A 17466-nucleotide genomic window follows, 5' to 3' on the forward strand; every position below is an offset into this window, starting at 1 on the left:
GATCAGCGTCGAACACCTCGCCGACTGGATCGCCACCCGCGGCTACGCCACCAGCTGACCCGAACCACACCACATGACGAAGGGCCGGACCCCACGAGGGTCCGGCCCTTCGTCGTCTTTCCACCATCTGCGGCACGTATTGACAATTGTCGACTTCGGCGTGAGGCTGGGAGCAGTGAGAGCGCTCTCTCGCACCGGCCCAACCGGCCACCACCCAGTCTGGCCAGGCACAACTCCGATGCCTTCGGCGGCGGCGCCGGAGCTGTCCCTGACCCGTCCCCCGACAGGAGTCACGATGGACAGGGCCGCACCCCTCTCCGGCATCCCCCGCCGACTACGCCTCGCCACGGCGATCGGCGCCCTGCTGGTGCTACTCGGCACGTACCTGGTGTCCACCACCAACCGGGCCGACGCCGCCCCCGGCCAAGCCGGCGCTGACTTCGGCGCCAACGCCATCCGGGTCGCCGAGTTCCCCGCCGACTGCACCTACAGCCACCGGCTGCCGGACGACCCGATCGTCTTCCCCGGGCTGCCCGGGGCGTCGCACATGCACAGCTTCTTCGGCAGCACTGTGACGAACGCCAGGACCACCCTCCCCGACCTGGTCAACTCGCCCACCACCTGCAACCCGCGGGTGGACGTCTCGTCGTACTGGGTGCCGACCCTGTACCAGGACAACGTCGCGGTGGAGCCGGCAATCGCCACGTTCTACTACCTGGGCGAGGGCGTACGCGCCGACGTCGTCGCGAACACCCAGCCGTTCCCGCAGGGGTTGCGGCTCGTCGCCGGCAACGCGAAGGCCACCGGGCCGAACGACAGCATCGCCCGCTGGTCCTGCCTGCACGCCGGGCACGTGCCGCCGTCGAAGGACTTCGTCAACTGCCCGTCGGGCACGATGCTGGAGTCGTACCTGGACTTCCCGCAGTGCTGGAACGGCCGTGACCTCGACTCGCCGGATCACAAGAGCCACCTGGCGTACCCGGTGAACCAGGCCTGCCCGAGCACCCACCCCGTGCACGTGCCGAAGTTGCGCCAGGTGCTGCGGTACCCGGTCACCGGCGATCCGTCGCGGTTCCGGCTGGCCTCCGGGCCGGGCTACACCATGCATGGCGACTTCTTCAACGCCTGGCCGGTCGCGGAGTTGGCCCGCCGGGTCCAGGACTGCATCCGTCCTGTCATCAAGTGCGGTCACGACGGCCGACCGATCTGAGCGACAGCTCCACACCACGGCGGCGGGTCCGGTCACCCGGGCCCGCCGCCCTGGTTGGGAAGGGAGATCGGATGCGCCGACCCGCAGCGTCCACGATGCTCATCGCCGTGCTGCTCGTCGCCGGCTGCGGCACCGGGCCACGGGACGCGGTCAGCACCGCCACACCACCCGTGGCCGCGCCACCGGCGACGACCACCCCAACCTCCACGGGTACGGCGTTCAACCCGACCGACGTCGCCTGGCTGCAACTGACCGTGGCGATGACCGAACGCCTGCTGCCCGTCCTCGATCTGGTGCCGGCGCGGACCACCGACCCGGCCTGGCGGCAGACGGCCACCCAGGTGGCCACCACCCGACGCGCCGATCTGGAACGCGCCCGCCGGCTACTGGCCGACGCCGCCGCGCCGACCACGAATCCGCACGAGGGCCACGACATGCCGGGCATGGCCACCGCGCAGGAGATGGCCGCGCTGCGGGCGGCCAACGGGCAGCCGTTTCACCGCCTGCTCGCCGGGCACCTGCGGGCGCATCTCGCACAGTCGGTCCGGATCGCCACCGCGGAGCAGCAGAGCGGGGTCCAGCCGGCGACCGTCGCGCTGGCGGCGACCGTGGTTCGGTCCGCCACCGCCGACCTCGAACGGCTCGATCACCTCGACCCCGCGTAGCCGCGCGCTCAGTGGGCGTTCCGGCGGGGTCGACGCTGGCTGGCCCCACCCGCGACCGACGACTTGAAAGATCGGCCGGCGCGGCTCAGGCGGCGTAGCGGGCGGCGAGGTCGACGACGCGCCGGGCGGCGGCCACCATCGCCCGGTCGGCGAAGCGGCCGTCGGGCAGCACCACGGTCCCCGAATCCCGCTGGTGCGCGTCCGCAACGGCGGCCAGCAGCTCCGCGGCGCGGGCCACCTCCCGATCGGCAGGGCGAAAGGCGTCGACGATCACCGGGAGCTGGCGTGGGTGGATAGCCGCACGGCCGAGGAAGCCGAGCCGTCGGCCCGCCGCGCAGGAGGCGGCCAGACCGGCGAGGTCGACGACGTCGGCGTACACCGACATGGCCGGTGGGGCCAGACCGGCCGCGCGGGCCGCGACCACCACCCGGCCGCGCGCCCAGAGCAGCCCGTCGTCGTCGCTCACCCCCAGATCCGAGCGCAGGTCGGCCTCACCGAGCCCGATCGAGGCCACCGCCGGGTGAGCGGCGGCGATCGGGTACGCGGCCTCCAGCCCGGCCGCCGACTCGATCAGCGGGTGCAGGGGCACGTCGACCCGCTCGGCGAGGGCCGCCAGCGTCGCGGCCGACTCGACCTTCGGCAGCCGCAGCCCGGCCAACCCGGGCCGGCCGGCCACCGCCGCCAGGTCGGCATCGAGGTCCGGGCCGGTCAGCTCGTTGACCCGGACCTGCACGGGCACCGGGTGCGCCTCGGTGAGGAACTCGGCGACGGCGTCCCGGGCGTACGCCTTGCGTCCGGCGACGACGGCGTCCTCAAGGTCGAGGATGACCGCGTCGGCACCGGAGGCGACCGCCTTGGCGAACCGGTCCGGGCGGTCGCCGGGTACGTAGAGCCAGCTCAACAGCATCAGAGCACCCCCCGCTCGCGCAGCGCGGCCAACTCCTCGGCGCTCAGGCCGAGCGCGCCGAAGACCGTGTCGGTGTCCTGGCCGTGCCGCCGGCCGGCGTGCCGGATCGCGCCGGGCGTCTCGGTCAGGCGGAACGGCACGTTCTGCATCCGCACCTCGCCCAGCTCCTCGTCCGGCACGGTGCGTACGGTGCCCAGCGCGGCGTACTGCGGGTCGGCGAGGATGTCGCGCACGTCGTAGACGGGGGCGACCGCAGCTTGGGCCTCCTCGAACGCGGCCACCACCTCGTCGCGGTCCCGTTGCGACACCCAGGCGCTCACCGCCGCGTCCAACTCGTCGGCGTGGGCGGCCCGCCCGCTGCCGGTGGCGAACCACGGCTCGTCGATCAGCTCGCCGCGGCCGACCAGTCGCAGCACCCGCTCGGCGATGCTCTGCGCGCTGGTGGAGACCGCCACCCAGCGCCCGTCGGCGCAGCGGTAGGTGTTGCGCGGGGCGTTGTTGTTGGACCGGTTGCCCAGCCGGGGCTGGATGTAGCCGAGCTGGTCGTACCAGGTGACCTGCGGCCCGAGCATCGCCATGATCGGCTCGATGATGGCGAGGTCGACCACCTGCCCGGCGCCGGTGACGTCGCGGGCCCGCAGGGCGAGCATCACCGCGTACGCGGCGGCGAGCGCGCTCACCGAGTCGGCCAGCCCGAACGGGGGCAGCGTGGGCGGCCCGTCCGGTTCCCCGGTGGCCGCGGCGAAACCGCTCATCGCCTCGGCGAGGGTGCCGAAGCCGGGCCGTCGGGCGTACGGGCCGAACTGCCCGAACCCACTGATCCGGGTGATCACCAGCCGGGGGTTGACGGCGTGCAGCTCGGCCGGCCCGAGCCCCCACCGCTCCAGTGTTCCGGGGCGGAAGTTCTCCACCAGCACGTCGGCGTCGGCGAGCAGTCGACGCAGCAACGCGGCGCCGTCCGGGTCGGAGAGGTTGAGGGTGACGGTGCGCTTGTTGCGGCCGAGCACCTTCCACCAGAGCCCGACACCGTCGCGGGCCGGGCCGTGCCCCCGCGACGGGTCCGGCTTGGCCGGATGCTCCACCTTGATCACGTCGGCGCCGAAGTCACCGAGGAACGCCGCCGCGAGCGGCCCGGCGAAGAGGGTGGCCAGGTCGACGACCTTGACGCCGTCCAGTGGCGCGGTCACCGGGCCACCTCCGGCAGGTCGGCCGCACAACGGAAGCCGACCTGTTCGGAGCGGGCGAGGCCGGCGCCGGTGAGCAGCAGCTTCACCGACACGTCCGCCGGTTGCGGGCCGCCGTCGAGGTACCAGTCGGAGCCCTGCGCCCGGTACTGGGCGCCGCCCTTGAGGATGGCGAAGCGGGTACGACCGTCGGAGTGCTCGCTCTCGGTCAGGTTCCACACCAGCGGTTCCCGCCGTACGAGCAGCCCCGCCTCGGCGGCGACCTGCCACTCGTCCTCGGTGGGCAGTCGCAGCCCGGCCCACGCGGCGTACGCCCGCGCGTCGGCCAGCTCGACCCCGGTCACCGGGGCGTCGGCCGGACCGGAGCCGGCGGTGAACCGCTCCGGGCGCACCGGGACGTAGCCGGCGGCGCGCAGGAACTCGGCGTACTCGCCGTGGGTGACCTCGTGCACGGCGATGGCGAACCGGCCGAGCCGCACACTGCGCCGCAGCGTGCCGGGGTGGTGCAGCCGGGGCGGCAGGGGCTTCCACTCGTCGACGTAGGGCGCTTCGCCGTACAGCCCGGTCTCCCGTACCCGGTGCCGGACGACCAGGTCGTGCCGGCCGCCCTCGACGGCGACCAGGCCCGGCGGCACCTGCGGTCGGGGCGCCCAGGGCGTACGGACGCGCACCGCGGCGCGGGCCGGGAAGGACGGGTCGCCGGTCGGCGGCTCGTGCCGGTGCGCGGAGGCGGGTCCGCGCGCCACGGCCGCGATCGCGCCGGCCGGGAGCGGGCCGCCCACCGCCAGTCGACCGTCGGCGGTCTCAGTGACGGTCAACGCGGCACCGGTGACCAGGTCGACGAAGTGTCGGCCAGCGCTCGGGTCGGTGACCAGCCACGGGCCGTCGTGGTCAGCGCCCCGGTTCACCACCGTCCACAGCGGCTCGTCGTCGTGCGTCCAGCGGGACGCGTACACCTGGCCGTCGCCGGGGTGGTCGGCGAGCGGCACCCAGTCCTCGGCGCGCAACCACGCCGCGTGGCTGCTCTGCACCCGGCGCATCGCCCGCAGCACCGCGCGGTCGCGCTCGTTCCAGCCGACCCAGACGCCGAAGACGCTTTCCCAGACCAGCACGCCGACGCCGTTGAGCCAGGCGGAGTGCAGCTCGTCGAGGTGGTCGCGGTGCCAGCGCCGGGTGTGGTGCAGCACGTGCCGTCGCTCGAACCACTTGGCCCGCAGCACGCCGGGCACCTCGGAGTCGGCGAACCACTGCGCCCAGGACATGGCGTGGTCGGCGATGCGGGCCAGCGGAACCCGGCTCTCGCCCTCCAAAACCATGCCGGGGCGAACCGCGTCCAGCGCGGTGCGCAGCTCCCCGGCGCCCTCCTTGAGGGTGTCCAGGAAGACCCCGTCGACGCCGAGCTTGCCGGCCAGCGTGGCGACCTCCTCGGCGTCACTGCCCACCTCGCGCCGGGTGCCGGTGTCCCACGGGTTGTAGTCGACGAAGACCCGCACCCCACGCTGCTGGAACGCGCGCACCACATCGGGCAGCTCCGGCACGTCCCGGTACCAGTCGAACTGGTTGCGGTCGTCGAGGCCGATTACCGGGTACGCGTGCCAGAGCACCACCCCGTCGAAACCGCCGAAGTCCCGCCCGGCCGCGTCGAGGAACTCGTCGACGGTGAAAACACCGCGTTCGTGGTCGTAGAGCGTCTCGTCCCAGAGCCAGGCCAGGCAGACGCTGAGGCAGTCACCGGCGATCTCGTCGTAGTGCTCGCCGACGTAGCCGATCCGGTCCCGGGCGTCGACCCGCCACCGGGCGATCTGTTCCCGCCAGCCCGGCCAGTCGGCCGGGTCGGCGGGGGCGGCGAAGATCTTCGCCTCGTCCAGGGCGCTCAGGTCGGCGTGCCCGCCCAACGGCACCTCGGTCGGCCGGTCGATCGGGCGCGGGACGTACGGGTTGAAGCTCACGGTGCACCTCGGTAGCTCGCGTCGTAGAGGGCGTCGATGGCCGGCCGGTCGGGCAGGGCGGTGGACGCTCCGGGCCGCTGGGCACAGGCCGCGCCGGCGGCGCAGGCCCAGCGCAGGCTGGCGGTGACGGTGTCCTCGCTGCTGGCGCCGCCGCGTTCGGCCCAGCTCACGGCGAGCGCGCCGGTGAACGCGTCACCGGCGGCGGTGGTGTCCACAGCGTCGATCTGCGGCGCCGGGACCGCGAGACGCAGGCCGTGTCGATCGGCGTACGCGGCCCCGCGCGCGCCGAGGGTGAGAACCACCCGGGGCACCAGCTTCAGCAGGGCGTCGAGCAGCACCGGCGGGTCGTCGGAGGCGACCTCGGCAACGACCGCCGCCTCGTGCTCGTTGACCACCAGCACGTCGACCAGGTCGAGCAGGGCGGCGGGCAGCGCGGCGGCGGGCGCGGCGTTCAGCACCACAGTGGTGCCGTCGGCCCGGGCCCAGCTCGCCGCCTGGAGCACGGCGCTCAGCGGCACCTCCAGTTGCAGCAGCAGCACCTCGGCCGCCGTGATCGTCGCCCGGTCGTCCGCGTCCAGCTCGGTCAGCGTTCCGTTGGCGCCGGGCGCGACCAGGATGAAGTTCTCCGCGTCCCGGTCGACGGCGATCAACGCGACACCGGAGGGGCCGGCTGCGGTCCGCAGACCACGGACGTCCACGCCGGCGTCGACGAGACTCGCCCGCATCCGGGTACCGAACTCGTCGTCGCCCACCGCTCCCACGAAGTCGCAGGCCGCACCGGCCCGGGCTGCGGCGACGGCCTGGTTGGCGCCCTTACCGCCGGGTACGGTCCGGAAGTTCTCGCCGAGCACCGTCTCACCGGGGCGGGGCAGCCGCGACGCCGTGACCACCAGGTCCAGGTTGCTGCTGCCCACCACCGCCACCCGCGCGCTCATGCCACGCTCCCTTCCGTCGCCGGCTGTGCCAGGGCGAGGGTCCGCTCGGCCAGCTCGTCGAAGCCGATCCCGTCGAAGCCGGCGATGCTGCTGGCCAGCCGGTTGCGCAGCGGGGCGACCCAGCGCTGCGGCAACCCGGACGCGCCGGTGAGCGCTCCGGTCACCGCGCCGACCGTCGCGCCGGTCGAGTCGGTGTCCCAGCCACCACTGACCACGGCGGTGATCGACCGTTCCAGGTCCCCCCGCCCGTACGCCAGGGCGGCGGCCACCAGCGCCGCGTTGTTGCGGACGTGCACCCAGTGCAGGTGGCCGTGTCGTGCGTACAGCTCGTCGACGACGCGTTCCCAGTCGTCGGTGCCCGCGCCGAGGGCGCGCGCCTCTCGGACCGTGGCGGCGAACCTGCTGTTCGGCGGCAGCACCGCCTCGGCGGCGTCCAGCACCTCGTCCATGGTGTCGGCCACCGGCGCGGCTGCCGACAGGGCCGCAGCCCAGAGCGCGCCGTGCACCCCTCCCCGGACGTGGCTGACCGTCGCGTCGCGTACCGCCAGTTCAGCGGCGCGGTCCGGCCGGCCGGGGTTGACCCAGCCGTACACGTCGGTGCGGATCTGCGCGCCGATCCACTCCCGGAACGGGTTGTGCCGGCGGGCGCTCTGCGACGGCGGGTATCCGAGCAGCAGGTTGCGGTAGGCCACCCGCTCGGCGGTGAAGACCCGCCCGCCGGGCAGCCAGTCCAGCCACGCCTGCGCCACGTCGTCGCTGGTGAAGCCCCGACCGTGCGTCTCCAGCACGCGCAGGGCCAGCAACGCGTAGTTCAGGTCGTCGTCCTCGGGCATCCCGTCGATGTTCTCGGCGAGGCTGGTCGGCGCGCTGCGCCGGTTCCACGGCCAGCGGGTGGCAACGTCGGCCGGGAGCCCTTTCGCGGTGAACCAGTCGCGTAGTGGCCACCGGTCGGTAGCGGTGAGGATCTCCCGGATGCCCTCGCGGGGAATCTTCTCCACCGGCTTGCCGAGCAGGCAGCCGACCGCACGGCCGAGCCACCCGCCGTGCAGCCGGTCGTACGCCGCCTCGGTCGGCAGCGACCAGGTGGTCGGCCACCCGGCCCGCAGCGAGGTCAGGTCGTCGGCCTCGTCAGTGGTGTCGACGGCGGGCACCGCGTCGGCGGCGTCCAGCAGCTCCGTGGCGAGGGCCCGCAGCTCCGGCGACGCCGGGTTCACCGACGCCCCGCTGACCGGTGGGGTCAGGTCCCCGCCGGCCGCCGCCCACCGCTGAGCGATCGCGGCGACGTCACGCCCCTCGTCCCGGCTGGCAGCCAGCTCGTGCGGCAGCAGGTCCTCCGGCTGCACCCAGGTGATCCTCACCGGGTCTCGCCCCCAACCCCCCGGGTGGCACCGGCGGCCAGCCCGGCGAACCGCTCCGCCCGGCGGGCGAAGCGGGCCTGGTCGCGCTCGAAGACCTCGCCGGCCACCGTCGCGAGAACCCGTGCCGGTTCCACCAGGTCGGTCTTGGAGGCGGTGGCGACCACGTCGGACCATTCCGCCGGCACCGCGTCGGCGCCACCGAGCGCCCCGGCGATGGCGGCGGCCATGGTGGCGGTGGAGTCGGCGTCCCGGCCGTAGTTGACCGAGCCGAGCACCGCGGCCCGGAAGTCGCCGCCCGCCACCACGAGCATGCCGAGAGCCACCGGCAGCTCCTCGATGGCGTGCAGGCGACTGGGCCGCCGCGCGCCGAGGCCGGGGCTGCGGTACTCCTCCCCCACCGTGTCGTAGGGGGCGACCGCGGCCCGCAGCGCCGGGATGGCCTGCTTCCAGTCGTGGTGGCCGCGAGCTTCCTTGACCACCGCGTCGATGGCCGCGCGGGTGCCGTCGCGGGCCAGGTCCAGCGCCGCCGCGACGACGTCCTCGACGCTCGCGCCGGGGGTCGCGGCCGCCGCGACCGAGGCCGCGAACACGGCGGCGGCCTCCCGCCCGTAGCTGTGCTGGTGCGCGCCGGCGATCTCCACCGCCTCGGCGTACGCCCCGGCCGGGTCGCCCGCGTTGACGATGCCGACAGGCGCCATGTACATGGCCGCGCCACAGTTGACGATGTTGCCGACCCCGGCCTCGCGGGGGTCCGCGTGGGCGTGGTGCAGTCGGGTGACCAGCCAGCGTTCGGCGGCGGCGAGCCGGTGGAAGGTCACCCCGTCGCGCTCCAGGTCGGGGATGTATACCACCCGCTCGATCAGGTCGGGAACCAGCAGGTCCACCACGTCGAAGGCATCGAGGTGGTCCCGTTTGGCCGCGTACGCGCGGACCAGGGCGTGGGTCATCAACGTGTCGTCGGTGAGGTGCCCGTCGCCCTTGTGGTAGGGCGCGAGGGGTCGCGCGGTGGCCCAGTCGGCGTGGTACGGGGGCACGATGCCCTCGACCCAGCCGCCGAAGCGGGCACGGATCTGCTCGGGCAGCGCCGTCTCGGTGGCGCCACCCAGGGCGTCTCCGACAGCGGCGCCGACCAGGCAACCAACCGATGTGTCGAGCAAGAGTGACATGTCGTTACCTCAGAACCTGCTTGCCACCGTCGACCAGCTGCGTGCCGAGCTGATCGAGGGTGATCTTGTTGGCGAAGTACTGCTGGAGGGCCGGGGTGGCGTACTTGGTCTTCCACTCCGGGTAGCCGTCGGCCTGCTGGAACGGGGCGACGGTCAGGTCCGCGGCGCTGTCCGCGGCGACGTCCCAGCCCTGCTTGCCTTCGGTGAGCTTGACCAGTTGTTCGTTGGCCTGCTTGCCGGTCGGCACCAGCCAGTCGCCCTTGGCCAGGGCGGCCATGTTCGTCGGGTTGAGGAAGTACTCCAGGAACTGCGCGGCCTGCTTCTTGTGCTTGCTGTCCTCGGAGATCGACAGCGTCTGCGGGTTGGCGGCCTGCTTGGTGGAGAGTCCCTTGATCGGGGGCAGGGTGACCCACTCGAAGCCGGCCGGCGCCTGCTCGACCATCTGCTGGCGCAGCGACACCGAGCCGGGCAGCATCGCGTACTTGCCGCCGAAGAAGCCGGGCAGGGTGTCCGCGCCGCTCATGCCGAGCGCCTCCGGGGAGGCGGACTTGGCGGTGTAGAGCATGTCGTGGATCCGCTTCGGGATTTCCTTCTCTGCGTCGCCGACCTTGACCTCGGTGCGCCCACCGTCGCCGTAGAAGAACTTGCCGTCGTAGTTGAGCGCCAGGTTGAGCACCCGGTTGGTCGGCGACTTCAACGCCCACGCCGCGCCGTACTGGCCGGGCTTGGTGAGCTTCTGCGCGTTGCTCTGGAACTCGTCCCAGGTCCAGCCGCCGTCGGCCGGCGGCACCGCGACACCTGCGGCGTCGAGCAGCTTCTTGTTGGCGATGACGACCTGCGACTCCAGCAGGAACGGCACGCCGGTGACTTTGCCGTCGACGGTGACGGTGTCCCAGATGCCCTTGTCGATCTGCCCCTTCAGGTCGTCGGAGACCAGGTCGGAGAGGTCGGCCAGGTAGCCCTGCTTGCTGAACTCCCCGATCGAGGACGCCTCGTAGTGCACGATGTCCGGCGCGTCGCCGCCCTCGAAGGAGGTGAGCAGCTGGTCGTGCACCGAGTTCCAGTCACCCTGGACGTACTCGACCTGGATGTCCGGGTGCTCGGCGTTCCACTTGGCGACCAGGTCCTTGTTGACCTGGAGCGACTCCTTCTGCCAGGCGAGGCTGAGGAAACGCAGCTTGGCCGGGCCGGACGCGGCCTCGTCGTCGCCGCCGGAGCCGCAGGCGGTGAGCGCGCCGAGGCCGACGACCGCGACCGCGGCGCCCGCCGCGAGTCGGCGGAATCGGGTACGAAGCATGGGGGGTACCTCCTTGGTGGTGGTTGAGGGGACGGTTCAGCCCTTGACCGCGCCCGCGAGCGACCCGGACGAGAGCCGGCGCTGCATGAACGCGAAGAAGATCAGGCTGGGCAGCGTGGCCAGCAGTGAACCGGCGGCCAGGGGACCCAGCCGGGCGGTGCCCTCGATGCCGACGAACCGGGCCAGCGCCACCGGCAGGGTGGCCAGCTCCGGGGTCTTGATCAGCACCAGTGCGAAGAAGAACTCGTTCCAGGCCGAGATGAAGGAGAACAGCGCGGTCGCGACCAGGCCCGGAGCGAGCAGCGGGAAGACCACCCGCCGCAGCACCTGCACCCGGGTGGCGCCGTCGACCGACGCGGCCTCCTCCAGCTCCCTCGGGATGTTGCGGACGAAGCCCTGCAACATCCACAGCGCGAACGGCAGCGCCCAGACCACGTAGATCAGCACCAGCCCGGCGTGCGTGTTGGCCAGGCCGACCTGCCGCAGCACCAGGAAGATCGGGATGATCAGCAGTACGAACGGGAAGAGCTGGGACAGCAGCACCCAGCCCAGCGCGGCGGTGCCGAGCTTGGAGCGGAACCGGGCCAACGCGTACGACGCCGGCATGGCGACCAGCACGGTCAGGACCGCCGAGGCGAGGGAGACCTGGAGGCTGTTGAGCGCCGCCCGGCCCAGCTCCTGTTCGGTGAACGCCTGTACGAAGTTCTGCAGTGTCGGGTTGTCCGGGATCAACGTCGGGTGCAGGCGCACCAGTTCGCGCGGCGGTTTGAACGCCGTGGAGAGCAGCCAGACCAGCGGGAACCCGAGGAAGATCAGGTAGCCGGCGAGCGCCAGGTACTGCAGCGTCCGGCTCGTGCGGCTCGGTTTTCCGAACATGTCAGTTCGCCTCCCTGAGCCGGCGACGGAGATAGACCGCGAGCAGCGCGATGATGATCACGACCATGACGTTGCCGAGGGCCGCCGCGTAGCCGTAGTTGCCGTAGCGGAACGCCTCTTCGTACGCGAAGAGCATCGGCAGCATCGTCTTGCCGCCCGGCCCACCGGCGGTGAGCACGTAGACCAGGCCGAACGAGTTGAAGTTCCAGATGAAGTCCAGCGAGGTGATCGCCACGATCACCGGCGCCAGCGCGGGCAGCGTGACGTGCCGGAACCGGTGCCAGGTGCTGGCCCCGTCCACCGCCGCCGCTTCGTGCAGCTCGCGCCCCACACCCTGCAGGCCGGCGAGCAGGACGACAGTGGTCTGCGGCATGCCCGCCCAGACCCCGACGATGATCACCGCGGGCAGTGCGGTGCTGAAGTCGCCCAGCCAGTTCGTCCGCAGTCCGTCGGCGCCGACGCGGTGGAAGAACTCGTTGATCAGGCCGGCGTCGGGGTGATAGACGAGCTTCCACAGGATGCCGACGACGACGGGCGGCATCGCCCAGGGCACGACGGCCAGCACCCGCGCCACACCTCGGAACCGCAGTTGCTGGTTGAGCAGCAGGGCCAGCCCGAGGGCGAGCAGGAACTGCAACACAGTCACCCCGACCGCCCAGAGAAGACCGATCTTGAACGAGTTCCAGAACAGCTCGTCGCCGAGGAGGTCCCGGTAGTTGGCCAGGCCGGTGAAGCTGACCTCGACGTTGCGACCGGCGCGGGCGTCGGTGAAGCCGAGGTAGATGCCGCGCAGCAGGGGAAACACCGACAGCACCAGGATCGGCAGCAGCGACGGCAGCAGGAGAAGGTAGATGGTGGTGCGGTCGGAGCGGAACCGGTTGCGCCGGCGGGCCGGCTCGGCCCGTTCGACGTCCGGCCGCTCGGTCAGGGTGGTCATGCGGTCACCCCTTCGCTGGACGGGTGGGTGGTGGGTGGGCCGGCGGGTCGAGGGACCGGCAGGGTCGCGGCGCTGGACGCGCGAACGACGAGACTTGGCGGCACCTGCTCGCGTCGCGGCGGCAATGTGGCGTCGGCAATGCGGTGCAGGAGCAGTTCGGCGGCTCGGCGACCACGCTCGGCCGAGCCGAGCGAGACGCTGGAGAGCTGGGGAAACATCATCCGGGCCAGTTCGGTGTCGTCCATGCCGACCAGGGCGACGTCCTGCGGCACCCGACGGCCGGCGACCAGCAGGGCGTGCAGCGCGCCGACCGCGATGAGGTCGTTGGCGCAGACCAGGGCGTCCGGGTCGGCGCGGGCGAGCAGTCGCTCGGTGGCGGCGCGGCCGGCCGCGTACTGGAAGTCGCCGACCTCGATCAGGTCGGCGTCGAGCGGGATGCCGTGTCGGGTCAGGGCGGCCCGGAATCCGGCGTCGCGGGCGGCGCCCGGAACGGTGTCGAGCGGGCCGTTGACGAAACCGATCCGCCGTCGGCCGGTGGCGACGAGATGGTCCACGGCAAGCGCCACACCGTGGCGCGAGTCGGTACGCACGTTGTCGATCGGAGCGTCCTCGCCGAGCTGGCCGACGACCACCACCGGCACCGGACTGTCCACCAGCGCGGTGAGGTGGTCGTCGGTGACCCGGATCGGCGAGACGATCATGCCGTCCACGTAGCGGTTGGCCAGTCGTCGGAGCAGAGCGGTCTCGTTGTCGATCCGCCCGCCGGTGGCGTGCACCAGCAGTTGCCGCCCGGAGGACGCGACCACGGCCTCGATGGCCCGCATCATCTCCACGTAGACCGGGTTGCCGATGTCTTCCACCGCGAGCGCGATCAGACCCGTGCGCTGGGACTGCAACGACCGGGCGATCGCGTTGGGCACGTAGCCCACCTCGGCCGCCGCCTCACGAACCTTGCGGATCGTCTCGGGGCTGCCGCCGACGCCGTTGAGCACCCGCGAGGCGGACGCGATGGAGACGCCGGCGCGGGCGGCGACGGTGTGCACCGTGGGCCGGCCGTCCGCCGGTTCCTGTAAACGTTTACGACCCACGTTCGGCACCTCCACCCGATAGCTGTAAACGTTTCCGGGGAGTCTGCTCCGCAAGTGGCGGAGAGGTCAAGAGCCCGTTACGAAAACGTTTCCAACCCCGCACCCCCGCGCCCCACCGCACCCCACCCCGCCGCGTTGATCATGAAGTTATTGCCCTGCGCAGCGGCGTGTCGTGGCGATAACTTCATGATCAACAGTTCCGAGGGGTGGGGTGCGGGAGGGGTGGGGGTGGGGGTGGGGTGGGTTCAGGTGGGGAGGCGGAGCTCTGGGCCGGGCCAGCGGGAGCGGAGTCTGCGGTCGTGGATGGCCACGACGATGGCACCCGGGCCGGTGCCCAGCGCGTCCTCCAACTCGTCGCAGAGCGTCGGCGAGAGATGGTTGGTGGGCTCGTCGAGCAGGAGCAGCTCCGGCGGATCGGCGACGAGCACCGCGAGGGCGAGCCGACGGCGTTGTCCGACCGACAGGTCGGCCACCGGGTGGTCGAGGTCCGCCGGGGCGAGCAACCCGAGGGACGACAGCGGTACGGCAGCGGCCCGTTCCATCCCGACGGCCGCCTCGAAGACCTGCCGGGCCGTCCGCCGCGCATCCGGGAAGACGCTGTCCTGGCTGAGCAGGCCGACCCGCAGCTCCGGTCGTCGCCAGAGCGTTCCGGCACCGGTCAGCCGGCCGGCGAGCACGGCGAGCAGGGTCGACTTGCCAGCGCCGTTGGGGCCGGTCACCAACAACCGGTCGCGGGACCTGAGCTCCAGGTGCGCCACCCGCAGTCGGCCGGGAACCTCCAGCCGGTCCGCCGTGACGATCACGCCGTCACTGTCGCCGACGGTGAGCGGCGTCGCGTGAAAGCGCAACGGCTCCGACGGCACCGGAACGGGGTCGCGCTCGATCGTCTCCAGTCGACGGACGGCGTCGCGGACGCGTCGGGAGATCTGGTTCTGAACGCGGCCGGCGGTGTGCCCGTACCCCATCTTCTCGCTGTCGCGCGGGCCCCGTCCGTGAGCGACCTGGTGCCCGGTCACGGCGGCGGCCTCGCGCAGGTCGGCGAGGAGCGCCTGCTCGTCGTCGTAGCGCCGCCGCCACCGTTGCGCCTCGGCGCGCTTCGCCGTCAGGTACGCCGTGTAGCCGCCGCCGAAGCGGACCGGCCCGTCGACCGCCGGGTCCAGGTCGATGAGATCGGTGCAGACCGCGTCCAGGAAGGCCCGGTCATGACTGGCCACCACGACCACCCCCGGCATGGCACGGAGCTGGTCCTCGCAAAACGCCGCCGCCGCGTCGTCGAGATGGTTGGTGGGCTCGTCGAGCAGCAGCGCGCTCGGCCGGCGGATCAACGTCGCCGCGAGGGCGAGCCGGCCACGTTGCCCACCGGAGAGCGCGCCCAGCATTCGGTCGTGAGGCATCCGCACGAGGTCATGGGCGGTGAGGGCAGGTCGAACAGACATGGGGAACCTCGGATGACGACGATCCGGGGCGCACACCGGCACCCCGGCGGAAGCAGGACATGACGACGGAGGCCGCGGCGACGGAGGCGCGATCACGCGCCCGTCGGCGGCCGGTCCGGGTGCTCACCCGGAGATGTCGTCGTCACCTGCCACGTCTGCTCCGATCTCCCAGAAATCGGGCGCAAGAATAGCCGTGCCGGCTCCGGCTCAGCTTCCGCCCGTGCTCGACGAGCTGTTGTCCGACGAGTTTCCCCGCCGGGACGTGTATCGGCCCGCCAGTCGCCCGGCCCGAGCGCGACGCCCCAGCACGGCGATGATCACCAGCAGCAGGCCAGCGCAGAGCACGACCCCGCCGCCCACCAGTGACGCCGCCATTCCTGCCGACATGATCGACCGCCCTTCTCCGACCGCGACCGGCACGGCCGGACGGGCAGATCCTGACACGATCAGGCCGTCCGGGCACCTGCCCGCAGGGAGTCGATGGTGAGGTCGAGGGCCGCTTCCAGGTGGTCGGTCTTTCCGGTGGAGAGCAGCAGGAGTACGCCGCCCTGGATGCCGGCGAGCAGCGCCGCGGCGGCGCGGTCGGCGTCCACGTCCGCGGAGATGTCCCCGGTCGACTGCATGTGCCGGACGCCGTCGGCGATCGCGTTCTGCCAGCGCCACATGAGCCCGGTCACGATCGCCTGCGCGCCCGGCGCCCGCCGCCCGGTCTGGCCGAGCAGACCGTTGAGCGGGCATCTCACCCCCTGCGCCCGGTAGCGCTCGATCAGTAGGTCGCGCCACGCCAGCCAGGCCGGCCAGGACGTCAGGTTGCTGAGCAGCGGCTCCTGGTCGAGCAGGACCTGGTCGGCCTCGTGCTGGGCCACCGCCAGCAGCAGTTCTTCCTTCCCGTCCGGGAAGTAGTGGAAGAGTTGACCCTTGCTGGTGCCGGTGTGGGCCATCACATCCTCGAGGCGTACCTCGTCCACGCCGCGCTCACGGATCTCGGCGGCGGCGCCGGCGACGATCCGCGCCCGGGTGGCCTCACCCTTGCGGGTCAGCGCCCTTGTCATGAGACCTCCCGCACCGCTTGCCCCTCGTGCATGCCCGACTGACCCTAGCTCGGCTTTTGGACTTGCAGGTCCAATTTTGCCGAGCAAAGGTCTGGAAAACGGTCCGCTCGGGGCCGCCACGTGATCGGGAGGACACAACGATGAACCACTACTACCTGCTCGGGCGGTCCGGTCTGCGGGTGAGCCGGCTGGCGCTGGGCACCATGAACTTCGGCGTCGACGGGTTCCACGCCGCGTACGGCAAGACCGAGGAGGAGGCCGAGCCGATCTTCCGCCGGTATCTGGAATCAGGCGGCAACTTCATCGACACGGCTGACTTCTACACAGCCGGCGAGAGCGAAAAGATCCTCGGCCGGCTGATCGAGCGGGCCGGCGTGCGCGAACGGCTCGTGCTCACCAGCAAGTTCACCAACACCGTCGACCCGAGCGACCCGAACGCGAGCGGCAACGGCCGTAAGCACATCATGCGGGCCGTCGAGGCGTCGCTGAGCCGACTGGGCACCGACTACATCGACCTGTACCTGCTGCACACCTGGGACCGGATCACGCCCGTCGAGGAGGTCGTGCACACTCTCGACGACCTGGTGCGCGCCGGCAAGATCCGGTACGCCGGCCTCTCCGACGTACCGGCCTGGTATGCCACCCGGGCGCAAAGCTACGCCGAGGCGCACGGCCTGGCCCCGATGATCAATCTGCAACTGCCGTACTCCCTGGTCAGCCGCGACATCGAGGCGGAGTACGTGGCGATGGCCCAGACCATGGGCATGGGGCTCACCGCATGGAGCCCGATCGCCAGCGGCCTGCTCAGCGGCAAGTACCGCCGCAGCGGCGACGGCCTGAGCGGGACCGGCCGGTTGACCAATCCCGACACCGGCGGCCGCGAGGTCAGCGCCAGCGAGTGGCAGGTCATCGACGCCCTGGAAAGCGTCGCCACCGAGTTGGGCCGCAGCATGGCCCAGGTCGCGATCAACTGGGTCGCCACCCAACCCGCAGTGGCCTCGGTGATCATCGGCGCGAGCAGCGCCGAGCAGATCGGCAGCAACTTCGAGGCGCTCGACTTCGAAATCCCGGCCGACGTGCGTCGCCGTCTCGACGAGGCCAGCGCTCCGCAACTCGGGGTGCCCTACGTGATGTTCACCCCGCAGTACCAGTCCTGGGTGGTGAGCCCCGGCCTCGGCATCGGCGACAAGCCGGCCGGCTACGCCCCGCCGGTGTTCAACGCCAAGTAGAACCTCGCACGACCCCAGCCCTACCCCCTACCCCCTACCCCCTACCCCCTACCCCGCCGATCTTGCACTTGCTGTCCCGACAGGCGGGCTCAACCGATGGTTGCAACACCCTTCCGTGATTTTCGTTGGGGTGGTTATGGCGTTGAGGTTGAGCCCGCTGGAGCGGGAGCAGATCGG

At 72.0% G+C, this 17466-nt stretch carries 16 protein-coding genes; 3 read left to right on the top strand and 13 right to left on the bottom strand.

Features of this window, described 5'->3' with window-relative positions; all coding sequences use genetic code 11:
* The first annotated feature begins 295 nt into the window (after positions 1–295).
* Both ABZU43_RS32740 and ABZU43_RS32745 read left to right on the top strand, forming a co-directional pair.
* Complete coding sequence (locus ABZU43_RS32740) at positions 296–1210, top strand: DUF1996 domain-containing protein (RefSeq protein ID WP_355010236.1); 915 nt, start codon at positions 296–298, stop codon at positions 1208–1210.
* Positions 1211–1281: 71 nt separating this feature from the next.
* Positions 1282–1875: a DUF305 domain-containing protein gene (locus ABZU43_RS32745; protein ID WP_355010237.1), complete on the top strand. Its 594-nt coding sequence runs from the start codon at positions 1282–1284 to the stop codon at positions 1873–1875.
* A gap of 85 nt (positions 1876–1960) precedes the next feature.
* Here the strand turns inward: ABZU43_RS32745 and ABZU43_RS32750 are convergent, their stop codons facing one another.
* The 13 genes from ABZU43_RS32750 to ABZU43_RS32810 all read right to left on the bottom strand — a co-directional run bounded on the left by ABZU43_RS32750 (position 1961) and on the right by ABZU43_RS32810 (position 16060).
* A complete protein-coding gene (locus ABZU43_RS32750; protein WP_355010238.1) occupies positions 1961–2782 on the bottom strand; it encodes a CoA ester lyase in 822 nt (273 codons plus the stop codon).
* On the bottom strand, positions 2782–3969 hold the full coding sequence (locus ABZU43_RS32755) for a CoA transferase (protein WP_355010239.1): 1188 nt from the start codon (positions 3967–3969) through the stop codon (positions 2782–2784). The genes ABZU43_RS32750 and ABZU43_RS32755 overlap by 1 nt, the downstream gene beginning before the upstream one ends.
* Entirely contained in the window at positions 3966–5915 is a 1950-nt protein-coding gene (locus ABZU43_RS32760) for an SUMF1/EgtB/PvdO family nonheme iron enzyme (protein WP_355010240.1), read from the bottom strand. The genes ABZU43_RS32755 and ABZU43_RS32760 overlap by 4 nt, the downstream gene beginning before the upstream one ends.
* Positions 5912–6850 carry a ribokinase gene (locus tag ABZU43_RS32765; RefSeq protein ID WP_355010241.1) on the bottom strand — a complete coding sequence of 313 codons (939 nt, stop codon included), beginning with the start codon at positions 6848–6850 and terminating at the stop codon, positions 5912–5914. The genes ABZU43_RS32760 and ABZU43_RS32765 overlap by 4 nt, the downstream gene beginning before the upstream one ends.
* Positions 6847–8208 (bottom strand): ADP-ribosylglycohydrolase family protein, encoded by a 1362-nt coding sequence (locus ABZU43_RS32770; protein ID WP_355010242.1) that lies wholly within the window; start codon positions 8206–8208, stop codon positions 6847–6849. The genes ABZU43_RS32765 and ABZU43_RS32770 overlap by 4 nt, the downstream gene beginning before the upstream one ends.
* On the bottom strand, positions 8205–9374 hold the full coding sequence (locus ABZU43_RS32775) for an ADP-ribosylglycohydrolase family protein (protein WP_355010243.1): 1170 nt from the start codon (positions 9372–9374) through the stop codon (positions 8205–8207). Before ABZU43_RS32775 ends, ABZU43_RS32770 begins: the two co-directional genes overlap by 4 nt.
* Before the next feature lie 4 nt (positions 9375–9378).
* Complete coding sequence (locus tag ABZU43_RS32780; RefSeq protein ID WP_355010244.1) at positions 9379–10671, bottom strand: sugar ABC transporter substrate-binding protein; 1293 nt, start codon at positions 10669–10671, stop codon at positions 9379–9381.
* A gap of 36 nt (positions 10672–10707) precedes the next feature.
* Positions 10708–11547, bottom strand: a complete 840-nt coding sequence (locus ABZU43_RS32785) for a carbohydrate ABC transporter permease (protein WP_238667634.1) — start codon at positions 11545–11547, stop codon at positions 10708–10710.
* Between the two features lies 1 nt (position 11548).
* A complete protein-coding gene (locus ABZU43_RS32790; RefSeq protein ID WP_355010245.1) occupies positions 11549–12484 on the bottom strand; it encodes a sugar ABC transporter permease in 936 nt (311 codons plus the stop codon).
* Positions 12481–13572, bottom strand: a complete 1092-nt coding sequence (locus ABZU43_RS32795; protein WP_355010246.1) for a LacI family DNA-binding transcriptional regulator — start codon at positions 13570–13572, stop codon at positions 12481–12483. The genes ABZU43_RS32790 and ABZU43_RS32795 overlap by 4 nt, the downstream gene beginning before the upstream one ends.
* Before the next feature lie 245 nt (positions 13573–13817).
* A complete protein-coding gene (locus tag ABZU43_RS32800) occupies positions 13818–14966 on the bottom strand; it encodes an ATP-binding cassette domain-containing protein (protein WP_355010247.1) in 1149 nt (382 codons plus the stop codon).
* Between the two features lie 249 nt (positions 14967–15215).
* Positions 15216–15395: a hypothetical protein gene (locus tag ABZU43_RS32805; RefSeq protein ID WP_355010248.1), complete on the bottom strand. Its 180-nt coding sequence runs from the start codon at positions 15393–15395 to the stop codon at positions 15216–15218.
* Between the two features lie 59 nt (positions 15396–15454).
* Complete coding sequence (locus ABZU43_RS32810) at positions 15455–16060, bottom strand: TetR/AcrR family transcriptional regulator (RefSeq protein WP_355010249.1); 606 nt, start codon at positions 16058–16060, stop codon at positions 15455–15457.
* 140 nt (positions 16061–16200) lie between these two features.
* On the opposite strand from ABZU43_RS32810, the gene ABZU43_RS32815 reads away from it, so the two are divergent.
* Positions 16201–17289, top strand: a complete 1089-nt coding sequence (locus tag ABZU43_RS32815; RefSeq protein ID WP_355010250.1) for an aldo/keto reductase — start codon at positions 16201–16203, stop codon at positions 17287–17289.
* Positions 17290–17466: the final 177 nt, after the last annotated feature.

The organism is Micromonospora sp. NPDC005205 (assembly GCF_040608275.1).
Taxonomy (GTDB): domain Bacteria; phylum Actinomycetota; class Actinomycetes; order Mycobacteriales; family Micromonosporaceae; genus Micromonospora.

Coding starts and splice junctions, on each gene's coding strand:
- ABZU43_RS32740 (WP_355010236.1), top strand. CDS start 296: ATGGACAGGGCCGCACCCCTCTCCGGCATCCCCCGCCGACTACGCCTC.
- ABZU43_RS32785 (WP_238667634.1), bottom strand. CDS start 11,547: ATGTTCGGAAAACCGAGCCGCACGAGCCGGACGCTGCAGTACCTGGCG.
- ABZU43_RS32765 (WP_355010241.1), bottom strand. CDS start 6,850: ATGAGCGCGCGGGTGGCGGTGGTGGGCAGCAGCAACCTGGACCTGGTG.
- ABZU43_RS32805 (WP_355010248.1), bottom strand. CDS start 15,395: ATGTCGGCAGGAATGGCGGCGTCACTGGTGGGCGGCGGGGTCGTGCTC.
- ABZU43_RS32750 (WP_355010238.1), bottom strand. CDS start 2,782: ATGCTGTTGAGCTGGCTCTACGTACCCGGCGACCGCCCGGACCGGTTC.
- ABZU43_RS32745 (WP_355010237.1), top strand. CDS start 1,282: ATGCGCCGACCCGCAGCGTCCACGATGCTCATCGCCGTGCTGCTCGTC.
- ABZU43_RS32810 (WP_355010249.1), bottom strand. CDS start 16,060: ATGACAAGGGCGCTGACCCGCAAGGGTGAGGCCACCCGGGCGCGGATC.
- ABZU43_RS32800 (WP_355010247.1), bottom strand. CDS start 14,966: ATGCCTCACGACCGAATGCTGGGCGCGCTCTCCGGTGGGCAACGTGGC.
- ABZU43_RS32775 (WP_355010243.1), bottom strand. CDS start 9,374: ATGTCACTCTTGCTCGACACATCGGTTGGTTGCCTGGTCGGCGCCGCT.
- ABZU43_RS32815 (WP_355010250.1), top strand. CDS start 16,201: ATGAACCACTACTACCTGCTCGGGCGGTCCGGTCTGCGGGTGAGCCGG.
- ABZU43_RS32780 (WP_355010244.1), bottom strand. CDS start 10,671: ATGCTTCGTACCCGATTCCGCCGACTCGCGGCGGGCGCCGCGGTCGCG.
- ABZU43_RS32790 (WP_355010245.1), bottom strand. CDS start 12,484: ATGACCACCCTGACCGAGCGGCCGGACGTCGAACGGGCCGAGCCGGCC.